General features: G+C 62.1%; 11 protein-coding genes. 8 read left to right on the top strand and 3 right to left on the bottom strand.

All coding sequences use genetic code 11. The features are described 5' to 3' along the window. Positions 1 to 144: 144 nt before the first annotated feature. The 3 genes from ACQZ6J_RS05825 (at position 145) to xylA (ending at position 4,145) form a co-directional block, all read left to right on the top strand. Positions 145 to 1,170, top strand: coding sequence for a LacI family DNA-binding transcriptional regulator (locus ACQZ6J_RS05825; protein WP_449082571.1), 1,026 nt, complete (start codon positions 145 to 147; stop codon positions 1,168 to 1,170). A 37-nt stretch (positions 1,171 to 1,207) separates the two neighbouring features. Continuing rightward, positions 1,208 to 2,665: a xylulokinase gene (gene xylB / locus ACQZ6J_RS05820; RefSeq protein WP_449082569.1), complete on the top strand. Its 1,458-nt coding sequence runs from the start codon at positions 1,208 to 1,210 to the stop codon at positions 2,663 to 2,665. A 169-nt stretch (positions 2,666 to 2,834) separates the two neighbouring features. Next, entirely contained in the window at positions 2,835 to 4,145 is a 1,311-nt protein-coding gene (xylA, locus tag ACQZ6J_RS05815; RefSeq protein ID WP_449082567.1) for a xylose isomerase, read from the top strand. A 39-nt stretch (positions 4,146 to 4,184) separates the two neighbouring features. Here xylA and ACQZ6J_RS05810 read toward each other — a convergent pair whose 3' ends face one another. Both ACQZ6J_RS05810 and ACQZ6J_RS05805 read right to left on the bottom strand, forming a co-directional pair. After that, a complete protein-coding gene (locus ACQZ6J_RS05810; protein WP_449082565.1) occupies positions 4,185 to 4,541 on the bottom strand; it encodes a VOC family protein in 357 nt (118 codons plus the stop codon). 12 nt (positions 4,542 to 4,553) lie between these two features. Then, positions 4,554 to 5,579 (bottom strand): LacI family DNA-binding transcriptional regulator, encoded by a 1,026-nt coding sequence (locus ACQZ6J_RS05805; protein WP_449082563.1) that lies wholly within the window; start codon positions 5,577 to 5,579, stop codon positions 4,554 to 4,556. A 167-nt stretch (positions 5,580 to 5,746) separates the two neighbouring features. Between ACQZ6J_RS05805 and ACQZ6J_RS05800 the strand changes: the two genes are divergently transcribed. From ACQZ6J_RS05800 to ACQZ6J_RS05780, 5 genes are all read left to right on the top strand, one after another. Then, positions 5,747 to 7,270: a sugar ABC transporter ATP-binding protein gene (locus ACQZ6J_RS05800; RefSeq protein WP_163986822.1), complete on the top strand. Its 1,524-nt coding sequence runs from the start codon at positions 5,747 to 5,749 to the stop codon at positions 7,268 to 7,270. 62 nt (positions 7,271 to 7,332) lie between these two features. Next, entirely contained in the window at positions 7,333 to 8,346 is a 1,014-nt protein-coding gene (locus ACQZ6J_RS05795) for an ABC transporter permease (RefSeq protein WP_449082788.1), read from the top strand. 65 nt (positions 8,347 to 8,411) lie between these two features. Continuing rightward, positions 8,412 to 9,359 (top strand): substrate-binding domain-containing protein, encoded by a 948-nt coding sequence (locus ACQZ6J_RS05790; protein WP_163986821.1) that lies wholly within the window; start codon positions 8,412 to 8,414, stop codon positions 9,357 to 9,359. Between the two features lie 258 nt (positions 9,360 to 9,617). Continuing rightward, complete coding sequence (locus tag ACQZ6J_RS05785) at positions 9,618 to 10,670, top strand: sugar phosphate isomerase/epimerase family protein (protein ID WP_163986820.1); 1,053 nt, start codon at positions 9,618 to 9,620, stop codon at positions 10,668 to 10,670. Positions 10,671 to 10,963: 293 nt separating this feature from the next. Further along, positions 10,964 to 12,151: a Gfo/Idh/MocA family protein gene (locus ACQZ6J_RS05780; protein ID WP_449082560.1), complete on the top strand. Its 1,188-nt coding sequence runs from the start codon at positions 10,964 to 10,966 to the stop codon at positions 12,149 to 12,151. A gap of 57 nt (positions 12,152 to 12,208) precedes the next feature. Here the strand turns inward: ACQZ6J_RS05780 and ACQZ6J_RS05775 are convergent, their stop codons facing one another. Further along, positions 12,209 to 12,613, bottom strand: a complete 405-nt coding sequence (locus ACQZ6J_RS05775; RefSeq protein ID WP_449082558.1) for a DoxX family protein — start codon at positions 12,611 to 12,613, stop codon at positions 12,209 to 12,211. Positions 12,614 to 12,869: the final 256 nt, after the last annotated feature.

Raw genomic sequence — 12,869 nt, 5'->3', positions numbered from 1 at the left:
TAAAAAATACTCCCAAGACTGGGCCCCTCCTTGCGAGGGGCCTTTTTTGTTTCCGGACTGCGAACGGCTGGAAAATCCCACGGTCAGAAATTTTTGATTTACGTACATCAAAAATCGAAGTAAGGGTGTCTGCAGGAGGAGCCGATGAGACCGACCGTGCATGATATCGCTGCCGTTGCAGGCGTCAGCCTCGCTACCGTCGACCGCGTGCTGAACCAGCGGCCGGGCGTGCGGCTGGTGACGCGGGAAAAGGTCGAGGCGGCCATCCGCGAGATCGGTTACATCCGTGACGTTGCCGCCGCCAATCTGGCCAAGGGCCGCGTCTATCCCCTCGTTTTCATCGTGCCGACGGGCGACAATTCCTTCATGCACGGGCTGCGCTTCGAGGTGCATCAGGCGACCCTGCGCGCGAGCATAGAGCGTACGGATATCCGCATCGTCGAGGTGCCGGCTTTCGATGTACCGGCTCTGGTTGCGGCGCTCGATACATTGCAGGGGCAGGATATCGCCGGTGTTGCCCTCGTGGCGACCGATGCGCCGGAGGTGCGGGCCGCCGTCGACCGGCTGGTGTCCGAGCGCATTCCTGTCGTCACGCTGGTTTCGGACCTTAGCGATTCCAACCGCCATCACTATGCCGGTATCGACAATATCGCCGCCGGCCGCACCGCTGCCCGGCTACTCGGGCGGTTTCTCGGTGGCCGCGAGGGCGAGATTACGGTTCTTGCCGGCTCCATGCTGGTGCGCGACCATCGCGAGCGCCTGCAGGGCTTTTCGGCCGTTATGGCGGCGGAGTTTCCCAAGCTGCGGCTGTTGCCCGTGCTGGAAGGGCGCGACGCTTCGGAGCGAACCAGATCGCTCGTTTCCAAGGCGCTTTCCGAAAACACGGAGATTATCGGCATCTACAATCTTGGTGCCGGCAACAGGGGTCTGATCGCTGCCTTGAAGGCCGTCAGGCCCGAGCGCGGGTTGACGGTGGTCGTGCATGAGCTGACGCAGCACACGCGGGCAGCGCTGATCGACGGCACGATCGATGCCGTTCTCAATCAGGATGCCGGCCATGAGGTGCGCAGCGCCATACGCATCATGAAGGCGACCGCCGATGGCCAGGCCGTCATCGCCGATCAGGAGCGCATACGGCTCGACATTTTCTTGAAGGACAATCTGCCCTGATCATTTCAACGCGGCAGAGCATAGGGAGTTACATCTGATGTATTTGGGTCTCGATCTCGGAACGTCCGGCGTCAAAGCGATGCTGATCGACGGCAATCAGAAGATCATTGGCTCCGCCAATGGCGGGCTCGACGTATCGCGCCCGCATCCCGGCTGGTCGGAGCAGGATCCGGCGCACTGGATCCGCGCGACGGAAGAAGCCGTCGCCGGGCTGAAGGCGGCGCACCCCAAGGAGCTGGCGGCCGTGCGCGGCATCGGACTTTCCGGCCAGATGCACGGCGCGACGCTGCTCGACGCCGACGACAAGGTGCTGCGCCCTTGCATTCTCTGGAACGACACGCGCAGCTATCACGAAGCCGCCGCCCTCGATGCCGATCCGCGCTTCCGCGCCTTGACCGGCAATATCGTCTTCCCCGGCTTCACCGCGCCGAAGCTCGCATGGGTCGCCAAGCATGAGCCGGATGTCTTCGCTAAGGTGCGCTGGGTGCTGTTGCCGAAGGACTATCTGCGTCTTTGGCTGACGGGCGAGCACATGTCGGAAATGTCTGATTCCGCCGGCACGTCCTGGCTCGATACCGGCAAGCGCAAATGGTCTTCCGAGCTGCTGGCCGCGACGAACCTCGATGAGAAGCAGATGCCGACGCTGGTCGAGGGCACCGAAGTTGCGGGCAAGCTGCGCGGCGAGCTGGCCTCGAAATGGGGTATTGCCGGCGATGCCGTTGTCGCCGGCGGGGCAGGGGACAATGCGGCCTCGGCCTGCGGCATGGGCACGGTGAGCCACGGCGCCGCCTTCGTTTCGCTCGGCACGTCGGGCGTACTCTTCGCGGCCAACGGCTCCTATCTGCCGAAGCCGGAGAGCGCCGTTCATGCCTTCTGCCACGCGCTGCCGAACACCTGGCACCAGATGGGCGTCATCCTGTCGGCAACCGATGCGCTGAACTGGCATTCGAACGTAACGGGCAAGTCCGCCGCCGAACTCACCGCCGAGCTTGGCGAGACGCTGAAGGCGCCGACCAGCGTCACCTTCCTTCCCTATCTCTCGGGTGAGCGCACGCCGCACAATGACGCGACGATCCGCGGCGCCTTCATCGGTCTCGGCCATGAAAGCGGCCGCGTGGTGCTGACGCAGGCCGTGCTCGAAGGCGTATCCTTCGCCATCCGTGATAATCTGGAAGCGCTGCGTTCGGCCGGCACGGACATCGCGCGCGTCACCGCCATCGGCGGCGGATCGCGTTCCCGCTACTGGCTGGCCTCGATCGCCACCGCGCTCGGCGTGCCCGTCGACCTGCCGGCCGACGGTGATTTCGGAGCGGCCTTCGGTGCCGCGCGTCTCGGCCTGATTGCGGCCACCGGCGCCGATCCCGTCGCCGTATGCACCCCGCCGCAGACGGCCGGCACAATCGATCCCGTGGCGTCGCTGACGGATGCCTATGCCGATGCCTACAAGCGCTATCGGGCGCTTTATCCGGCGATCAAGCCGCTGAGCACAGTTTGAGGTGAACCCCCTCACCCTGCCCTCTCCCCGAGGGGAGAGGGAACGACAGAGCTTGCGGCAGCCGCCCATACCTTCTCCCCGCCGGGGAGAAGGTGGCCCGAAGGGTCGGATGAGGGGGCGTTGCGAGCAATGGAACAATACGAAAATACCAAACCCAAGGAGACACACTATGAGCACCGGATTTTTCGGCGATATCAGCAAGGTAAAATACGAAGGCCCCGACAGCACCAATCCGCTGGCCTTCCGCCACTACAACAAGGACGAGATCGTTGCCGGCAAGCGCATGGAAGACCATCTGCGCTTTGCCGTCGCCTACTGGCACACGTTCACCTGGCCGGGCGGCGATCCCTTCGGCGGCCAGACCTTCCTTCGCCCGTGGTTCAACGAGACGATGGAAGCCGCCAAGTTGAAGGCCGACGTCGCCTTCGAATTCTTCACGCTGCTCGGCGCTCCCTACTATTGCTTCCACGATGCCGACGTGCGTCCGGAAGGCAAGAATTTTGCCGAGAACACCAAGAACCTCAACGAGATCGTCGATTACTTCGCCCAGAAGCAGGCCGATACCGGCGTGAAGCTGCTGTGGGGCACGGCGAACCTCTTCTCCAACCGCCGCTTCATGTCGGGTGCTGCGACCAATCCCGATCCGGACGTCTTCGCCTTCTCGGCGGCGACCGTGAAGACCTGCATGGACGCCACCCACAAGCTCGGCGGCGAAAACTACGTTCTGTGGGGCGGCCGCGAAGGCTACGAGACCCTGCTCAACACCGACCTGAAGCGCGAACTCGACCAGATGGGCCGCTTCCTCAACCTCGTCGTCGAGTACAAGCACAAGATCGGCTTCAAGGGCACGATCCTCATCGAGCCGAAGCCGCAGGAGCCGACCAAGCATCAGTATGATTACGACGTCGCGACCGTCTACGGCTTCCTGAAGAAGAACGGCCTCGAAAACGAAGTGAAGGTCAATATCGAGCAGGGCCATGCGATCCTTGCCGGCCATTCCTTCGAGCACGAACTGGCGCTTGCCAACGCGCTCGGCATCTTCGGCTCGATCGACATGAACCGCAACGACTACCAGTCCGGCTGGGATACCGACCAGTTCCCGAACAATGTTCCGGAAATGACGCTGGCTTACTACCAGGTTCTGGCAGGCGGCGGCTTCAAGAACGGCGGCACGAACTTCGACGCCAAGCTGCGCCGTCAGTCGCTCGATCCGGCAGATCTGCTCATCGGTCACATCGGCGGCATGGATTGCTGCGCCCGCGGCCTCAAGGCAGCCGCCAAGATGATCGAGGACAAGGCGCTGTCGCAGCCGCTCGCAGACCGTTACGCCGGCTGGGATTCGGCCGAGGGCCAGAAGCTGCTGCGCGGCGAGTATTCGCTCGATCAGATCGCCCACTGGGTCGAAACCAAGGACGTCAATCCGCAGCCGAAGTCCGGCAAGCAGGAACTGCTTGAGAATATCGTCAACCGTTACGTTTGATCGAAAAATTCGGGAGGCGGCTATTCGTCGCCTCCCGGTCTACCGCCTGAATGCGCGGCTCGAAATGGCGATGGAATTTCCCGAGGGATCCTTGGCATTGGCAAATACGTAGCCGTCAGCCTGATGCAGAGGCCCGAATTCGAGGCCTTCGCCAGCGCATTTGGCGCGAAAAGCTTCGACGTGCTCGATATCGAAGACCAGTTTCACCAGCACCTGGCCCATTTTCTGGGCCTTTCCTGCAGGATGGATCATCAGATTGGCACCACCATCCTGCGCCAATAGTTCGACAATCCGATCACCGTCCTGCCGGAGCGGCTTGAACCCAAAATGTCTCTCGTAAAAGCCGATCGTCGCTTCCACGTCGCGGACATAGAGGACGATGCTACCGAGCGGCATGGCTGCGCTTCCCTATCGCCTGATACGGGACGGCGCCGACACCGAATTGCGCACCACCAGATCCGGCAGCAGCAGGATTTCCGTTTCTGTCGGCTGGCCGTTCGACAGGAGTTCCAGCAGGAGCGCCATGGCGTGTTTGCCGATGGCGGTACGCGGCTGACGGATCGTCGTCAGCGACGGCGTCATGAAGACGGCCTGCGGCACGTCGTCGAAGCCGGTCACGGAAAAGTCTCGCGGGATATCGTAGCCGCGCGTCTTCAAGCCGATCATCACGCCGATCGCGGTCTGGTCGTTGACGCACATGAAGGCTGTCGGCAGCGTGTCGCGCATGAAAAGCTGCTCGACGGCCAGCCGCCCGCTCTCGACCGTGCCGTCGCCTTCGAAGACGATGCGGAGATCGGCGCCGATTTCGGCGGCATCCATCCCGGCTTCGTAGCCCATGCGCCGCCGGCTGTAGGCGAGGCGGGTGCGGGAATCGCCGATGAAGGCAATCTTGCGGTGACCTTCGGCGATCAGCAGGTCGACCGCCTTGCGCGCCCCGGCGACGTCGTCGACGCCGACATAGGGGATGCCGCCATTGAAGACCGGCTCGAAGACGCCGACGCTCGGCGGCAGCCGTGCCGTCATCGTCTGATGCCCGAAGGGCAGGATGCCGGTGAACAGGATCAATCCCGCCGCCTGGTTGGAATTCAGGAATTTCAGATATTCCAGTCCGCGCTGGGCGTCGTTCTGCGTGTGGCCGATGAGGACGCCATAGCCGTGGGAACGCGCCTCGTTCTCCAGTCCGATGAGGATATTGGAGAAATTCGGATCGCCGATGTCGGGCGCAACCACCAGAATCATGTTGGAGCGGCCGAGCCTGAGGCTGCGCGCCATGGCGTTGGTCGTGTAACCGGTGACGGCGATCGCCTGATTGACCTTCAGTCGCGTCGAGTTTGCGACCTTCTCCGGCATATGGATTGCCCGGGAGACCGTTGCGATCGAAACATTGGCAATTCGGGCGACGTCTTCGATGGTTGCGGGCGTGGAATTCGACACTGCGCTCTGCCTTGGGTCTCGTCTCGCACCGGACACTACACAGACTTCCGTGGAGGTCAAAGGCGACCGCGAAAAATTGTGCAATATCCAATGATGTAAACCTTTACACGTTATATGTAAAGGTTTACACACCATGGAAAGCGGGTGGAGCCGCAAGGGAGGATGCAATGAGTTCGGAGGCCGTCGACGGTGCTGTTGTGCTGTCCGCGAGGCGAATCTGTAAGTCCTTCAATGGCGTGCAGGTGCTGTTCAGCGTCAATTTCGATCTGCGGGCCGGCGAAATCCATGCGCTGATGGGCGAAAACGGCGCGGGAAAGTCCACGCTCGTCAAGGTTCTCTCCGGCTTCGAGCAGCCCAGTTCCGGCGAAATCCTGCTTGACGGCAAGCCGGTGAAGCTGCCGCCGAACGGCGCCGCCGAGGCGCTCGGCATCGTCATCATTCACCAGGAATTCAATCTCGCCGAACATCTGACCGTGACCGAAAGCCTGTTTCTCGGCCGGGAAATCACGCATTTCGGCGTGCTCGACCGCAAGCGGATGCGGGCGGAAACGCGGCGCGTGCTCGATCTCCTCGGTTCGCATGTCGACGAGAATGCCGTCATCAGCACCCTTTCCATTGCCGACAAGCAGATGGTCGAGATCGCCAAGGCGATCAGCCGCGATGCGCGAATCGTCTTCATGGATGAGCCGACGGCCGTGCTGTCGCGGGAGGAAACCAATTTTCTGTTCAAGCAGGTGCGCAAGCTGCGCGACCAGGGGACAAGTTTCGTATTCGTCTCGCACAAGCTCGACGAGGTTATGGAGCTGACGGACCGGATCACGGTGCTGCGCGACGGGCAGTGGGTAAAGACATCGCCGACCTCGCTGCTGGATGGCGAATCCATCGCGCAATTGATGGTCGGGCGCGAGCTTTCCAGCCTCTATCCGGCCAAGAACGAGCCCGATGTCGATGAGAAGGTCGTGCTCGCCGTGAATTCCGTGTCGACGGGCTATGTCCGTGACGCCAGCTTCGAGCTGCGCAAGGGCGAAATACTCGGCTTTTCCGGCATGATCGGCTCCGGCCGCACCGAGCTGATGGAGGCGATTGTCGGCCTGCGCCCGCGGGCTGCCGGCGAAGTCGTCGCCAACGGGCAATCCGTGCCGCCGCATGACGTGCATGCGGCGATCGACGCCGGCCTTGCCTATATGACCAAGGACCGCAAGTCCAAGGGCCTGCTTCTGAATTCGGGCATGACGGCCAACCTTACGCTGCAATCCCTCGAACGGCACGGCAAGTTCGGCTATCTCAGCGCCGCGAGCGAAGCGAATGCCCTGGCGCGGGCGCGCCGGCGTTTCGATATCCGCGTCCGCGACGGAAACATCGTTGCCGGCCGCATGTCCGGCGGCAATCAGCAGAAGCTGCTGCTGGCCAAGGTCATGGAGACCGAGCCGCAGATCATCATCATCGACGAGCCGACCCGCGGCATCGATGTCGGCACGAAGCAGCAGATCTATCATTTCATCTCGGCGCTGGCGCGCGACGGGCATTCGATCATCGTCGTCTCTTCGGAGATGCCTGAGGTTATCGGGCTGTGCACGCGGGTAGCCGTGATGCGCGAGGGCCGGATCGTCGGCATGCTCGAAGGCGACGAAATCTCCGAACAGGAAATCATGCGTTATGCGGCGGGCCTGAAGAAAAAGACGGCTGCCTGAACGGGCGGCGAGGGCAAGGGCGAATTCCCAAGCAATAATGGGACGGGAGGTTGGTTTTGGATATGAGCGTGGGCGAGGATAGCAGTGAGAAGGCAGTCAGGCGTGGCCGATCCTGGCGGGATGTGGATCTGCGGGCCGTCGCACCGTTTGCGGCGCTGGTGCTGCTTCTGATCGTGGGCGCGCTGGTCAATCCGAATTTCATCGGCATGACCAATCTCACCAATGTCGCGACGAGATGCGCCTTCATTGCGATCATCGCGGTGGGAGCAACCTTTGTCATCTCGGCGGGCGATCTCGATCTGTCCGTTGGCGCGATGGTCGCCTTCGTCGCGAGCCTGATGATCCTGTTCATGAACTCGGGCGTCATCGCCGATCCGAGCCTGATGCTGGCGGCTGCCGTGTTGTTCTCGGTCGTCGCGGGCGTGCTGTGCGGCCTGGCCAATGGCCTGATCACGACCATGGGCAAGATCGAACCTTTCATCGCGACCCTGGGGACGATGGGCGTCTACCGCGGCCTGACGACCTGGCTGTCGCAGGGCGGCGCGATCACCCTGCGGCCGGCCGATCTGCAGGCGCTCTACAAGCCGGCCTATTATGGCTCCGTGCTCGGCGTGCCGGTTCCGATCGTGGTCATCCTCGTCGTCACCTGCATCGCGGCCTTCATCCTTTATCGCACCCGCTACGGGCGGCATGTCATTGCTGTCGGTTCCAATCGCGACGTTGCGCGCTATTCCGGCGTGGCGGTCAATCGCATCCGCACCGTCGCCTTCGTCATCCAGGGCCTGTGTGTGTCGATTGCCGTGCTTCTCTACGTGCCTCGGCTTGGCTCCACGTCGGCAACGACGGGCATTCTCTGGGAGCTGCAGGCGATTACCGCCGTCGTCGTCGGCGGCACGGCGCTGAAAGGCGGCGCGGGCAGGGTATGGGGCACGATCTGCGGCGCCTTCATCCTCGAACTCGTCGGCAACATCATGCTGCTTTCCAATTTCATCAGCGAGTACCTGCTGAGCGCTATCCAGGGCGCGATCATCATCATCGCTATGCTGGTCCAGCGCTCGCTTGCGCGCAAATCATGAATAACCGGGTCAGGGGGCGCCCGGTTCTTATGACAAGGCCCTGTCTCTATCTGGGAGGATAAAACATGCGTAAGAGACTATTGGGACTGGCGGTGGTGATGGCGGCTTTGGCCGGCACCGTTCATGCCGAAGACAAGAAGGTGACCATCGGCGTTTCCATTCCGGCCGCCGACCATGGCTGGACCTCGGGCGTGGTGTTCCATGCCGAGCGTGTCGCCAAGCTGCTGATGGCGGAGCATCCGGGTCTTAACGTCATCGTCAAGACTTCGCCCGACGCCGCGAGCCAGGCAAACGCGGTGCAGGACCTTGAGACCCAGGGCATCGATGCTCTCGTGATCCTGCCGTCGGATCCGGATCCGCTCGTCAATGCCATCAAGGAGGTCAAGGACAAGGGCAAGTTCGTGACGCTCGTCGACCGTGCGCCGAGCAGCAACGACAATTCCGTGCGTGACCTCTATGTCGCCGGCAACAATCCGGCTCTCGGCCAGACCGCCGGCGAGTACATCAAGGCCAACACGCCGGACGCTCAGGTCGTGGTCATTCGCGGTCTGCCGATTCCGATCGACCAGCAGCGCCAGGATGGCTTCGACAAGGGTATTGCCGGCTCGAACGTCAAGGTTCTCGACCGCCAGTACGGCAACTGGAACCGTGACGACGCCTTCAAGGTCATGCAGGACTACCTGACCAAGTTCCCGAAGATCGACGTCGTCTGGTGCCAGGATGACGACATGGCCGTCGGCGTGCTGCAGGCGATCGAGCAGGCCAAGCGCACCGACATCAAGTATGTCATCGCCGGTGCCGGCTCGAAGGACATGATCAAGAAGGTCATGGACGGCGATAAGCTGATCCCGGTCGACGTGCTCTATCCGCCGGCAATGGTCGGCACGGCCATGGAGCTGACGGCGGCCAATTTCTACAATCAGGTTCCGGTCCGCGGCAACTACATCCTCGATGCGACGCTCGTCACGAAGGACAATGCCAAGGACTTCTACTTCGCCGATTCACCGTTCTGATCGGCTGGTTCAGACAAGCGCGCCCGCCGGTTCCGGCGGGCGTTTTTTATGCAGCTGCCGCCGCGTCCGCAACGCCGCGATAATTTTTGCGGCACGTACCTCTTGCCGTGGGCGGCCGGCCGTGATTAGGTCGCAAGGCATTCGACTTTCATCCTGAAGACCCTATAGTTTTTGAGGTTACGGCGTCCCAGCCGCCTCGGATATGGGTCCGAAAGGCATCGGAAACGTTTACAGAACGCGATTAGGGAGGAAATACTGATGAAGACGATCAAGGGTCCGGGGCTGTTTCTTGGCCAGTTCGCCGGTGACGCGGCGCCATTCAACTCATGGGATTCGATCACGAAATGGGCTGCCGACGCCGGCTATATCGGCGTGCAGGTTCCGACCTGGGCAAGCCAGCTGATCGACCTGAAGAAGGCCGCCTCCTCGAAGGACTATTGCGATGAATTCGCCGGTGTCGCCCGCGCCAACGGCGTCGAAGTCACCGAGCTTTCCACCCACCTCCAGGGCCAGCTCGTTGCCGTGCATCCGGCCTATGACGAAGCTTTCGACGGCTTTGCGGCGCCGGAAGTGCGCGGCAATCCGAAGGCACGCCAGGAATGGGCCGTCGAGCAGGTAAAGATGGCGCTGACGGCTTCGAAGCATCTCGGCATCAAGGCGCATGCGACCTTCTCGGGCGCTCTCGCCTGGCCCTTCATCTACCCCTGGCCGCAGCGCCCGGCCGGTCTCGTCGAAACCGCATTCGAGGAACTGGCTCGCCGCTGGACGCCGATCCTCAATCACGCCGACGAAAACGGCGTGGACGTCTGCTACGAGATCCATCCGGGCGAAGACCTGCATGACGGCATCACCTTCGAGATGTTCCTGGAGCGCGTGAAGAACCATCCGCGCGCCAACATGCTCTACGACCCCTCGCACTACGTCCTGCAGTGCCTCGATTATCTCGACAACATCGACATCTACAAGGATCGGATCAAGATGTTCCACGTCAAGGACGCGGAATTCAACCCGACCGGCCGGCAGGGCGTTTATGGCGGCTATCAGGGCTGGGTGGAACGTGCCGGCCGGTTCCGCTCGCTCGGCGACGGTCAGGTCGATTTCGGGGCCGTCTTCTCGAAGATGACGGCAAACAATTTCGATGGCTGGGCCGTGGTCGAATGGGAATGCGCGCTGAAGCATCCCGAAGACGGCGCGCGCGAAGGCTCCGAATTCGTCAAGGCGCACATCATCCGCGTGACGGAGAAGGCCTTCGACGATTTTGCCGGCAGCGGCACGGACCAGGCGGCCAACCGGCGCATGCTAGGCATCTGATCAAACCCCTTCGCCCCGCGAGTGCGGGGAGAAGGTAGAGGCCACCCTCGTCCTTCGAGGCTTCACTCCCTCGCAGAGCTCAGGAGGCTCCGCACCTCAGGATGAGGGCGGAGCGGGCTTTTGCGAAACTTGACAAAGGCCATCTTCGGCATTGGTAGGTGGAGGGTAGTGGTGCTGGCGCAGAAGATCAGCCTCACCCTGAGGTGGCCCGCAGGGCCCTCGAAGGGCGAGGCGGGTGGCTTGAAACGGCAAGCATCAGGAATGCGAATTTTAGTTTATTCAGGAGGACCCTTATGGCAATCGAAGGATCATCGGAACAGACGCGGGAGCCGCGCATTCGGCTTGGCATGGTGGGCGGAGGTGCCGGCGCCTTCATCGGCGCGGTGCATCGCATCGCCGCGCGTATCGACGACCAGTTCGATCTCGTCGCCGGGGCGCTCTCGTCTTCGCCGGACAAGGCCCAGGCTTCCGGCCGCGATCTCGGCCTCGATCCCTCGCGCACCTATTCCAGCTACCGCGACATGGCGATTCGTGAAGCCAAGCTGAAGAACGGCATCGAAGCGGTTTCGATCGTCACCCCGAACCATGTCCACTACGACGCGGCCAAGGAGTTCCTGCGGCGCGGCATCCATGTCATCTGCGACAAGCCGCTGACATCGAATCTTGCCGATGCCAAGAAGCTGAAGAAGGTGGCCGACGAGAGCGGCGCGCTCTTCATTCTCACGCACAACTACACCGGCTATCCGATGATCCGCCAGGCCCGCGAGATGATCGCCAATGGCGAGCTCGGCGATATCCGCATCGTACAGGCGGAATATCCGCAGGACTGGCTGACGGAAAATATCGAGCAGTCCGGCCAGAAGCAGGCCGCCTGGCGCACCGATCCGGCCCAGTCCGGCGCCGGCGGCTCCACGGGCGATATCGGCACGCATGCCTATAACCTCGCTTCCTTCGTCACCGGCCTCGAACTCGATAGCCTTGCCGCCGATCTCGACAGTTTCGTCGAAGGCCGCCGTCTCGATGACAACGGCCATGTGCTGCTGCGCTTCAAGGCGAAAGGCAAGGAAAAGCCGGCGAAAGGCATGCTCTGGTGCAGCCAGGTGGCGCCCGGCCACGAGAACGGCCTCAAGCTCCGCGTCTATGGCACCAAGGGCGGTATCGAGTGGACGCAAGCCGATCCGAACTATCTGTGGTACACGCCGTTCGGCGATCAGAAGCGGCTGATTACCCGCAACGGTGCCGGCTCCGGCGCGGCTGCCGCTCGCGTTTCGCGCATCCCGTCGGGGCATCCGGAAGGCTATCTGGAAGCCTTCGCCACGATCTATACCGAGGCTGCGCGTGCCATCAACGCCCGCAAGAAGGGTGTGGCGGTCGATCCGGCCGTGGTCTATCCGACCGTCGATGACGGTGTGAAGGGCGTGGCTTTCGTCGAGGCCTGCGTCGCTTCCTCGAAGCGCAACGGCGTCTGGGTCAAGCTTTAAGGTTGCTCTTGGGTTCGAGGCGGTTTCGCCGCCTCGAACCTGATAAACGGCTGCCGGTCAGGCGGCGGTTCCCTGCTTGCGCTTGGTGAGCGCGTCGACGCTCAGCGGGCCGCCGCCGGCGCTGACGAGAAACAGGAAGATGAAGCAGAAGAGGATGGCTGCGACGCCGCCGTTCTGCGCGGGGTAGAAGCTCTGCGGCGCATGGCGAAGGAAATAGGCGAAAGCCATCAGGCCCGACAATATGAAGGAAGCGATCCTCGTCTGGAAGCCGATGAGGACAAGGAAGCCGAGGGTGAGTTCGAGCAGGCCGGCGATCCAGGGAAGCGATCCCACCGGCGGCACGTTTTCAACCGCGGGGAAATGCAGCACTTTCTGCGTCCCGTAGCTGAACAGCACAAGCGAGGCGACGATGCGCAGGAGGCTCAGCAGATAGGGGTGAAGAATGTGGAGCGCAGGGAGCATTTGTATCCTTTCGTTGTCAAGTTTGATTGCCACCCTCAATTGATCCGCTGCAAAAAGACAAGTCACGACTGTTGACATTGATGTTATCCCGCCGTGCGATAATCGTTGCCGACGCCGACGCAATTTTCCGGGATGCCCTTGGCCGGCTTGGCTTACAGGCATCTGCAACGTTGCAGTTTTCCGGTGCCGCCACTGTACTTTGCCACGCGGGTTGGCTAAACCGCCGCTAACGAAGCCTATAACAGACGGGATTTTC

The organism is Rhizobium sp. A37_96, assembly GCF_053521765.1.
The sequence above is the reverse complement of the archived record's forward strand: the minus strand, read 5'-3'. Positions and strand labels throughout refer to the sequence as shown.

Bases quoted from the DNA above. Each gene is read 5' to 3' on its own strand.
- xylA (WP_449082567.1), top strand. From the start codon at position 2,835: ATGAGCACCGGATTTTTCGGCGATATCAGCAAGGTAAAATACGAAGGC.
- ACQZ6J_RS05795 (WP_449082788.1), top strand. From the start codon at position 7,333: ATGAGCGTGGGCGAGGATAGCAGTGAGAAGGCAGTCAGGCGTGGCCGA.
- ACQZ6J_RS05775 (WP_449082558.1), bottom strand. From the start codon at position 12,613: ATGCTCCCTGCGCTCCACATTCTTCACCCCTATCTGCTGAGCCTCCTG.
- ACQZ6J_RS05780 (WP_449082560.1), top strand. From the start codon at position 10,964: ATGGCAATCGAAGGATCATCGGAACAGACGCGGGAGCCGCGCATTCGG.
- ACQZ6J_RS05825 (WP_449082571.1), top strand. From the start codon at position 145: ATGAGACCGACCGTGCATGATATCGCTGCCGTTGCAGGCGTCAGCCTC.
- ACQZ6J_RS05810 (WP_449082565.1), bottom strand. From the start codon at position 4,541: ATGCCGCTCGGTAGCATCGTCCTCTATGTCCGCGACGTGGAAGCGACG.
- ACQZ6J_RS05800 (WP_163986822.1), top strand. From the start codon at position 5,747: ATGAGTTCGGAGGCCGTCGACGGTGCTGTTGTGCTGTCCGCGAGGCGA.
- xylB (WP_449082569.1), top strand. From the start codon at position 1,208: ATGTATTTGGGTCTCGATCTCGGAACGTCCGGCGTCAAAGCGATGCTG.
- ACQZ6J_RS05785 (WP_163986820.1), top strand. From the start codon at position 9,618: ATGAAGACGATCAAGGGTCCGGGGCTGTTTCTTGGCCAGTTCGCCGGT.
- ACQZ6J_RS05790 (WP_163986821.1), top strand. From the start codon at position 8,412: ATGCGTAAGAGACTATTGGGACTGGCGGTGGTGATGGCGGCTTTGGCC.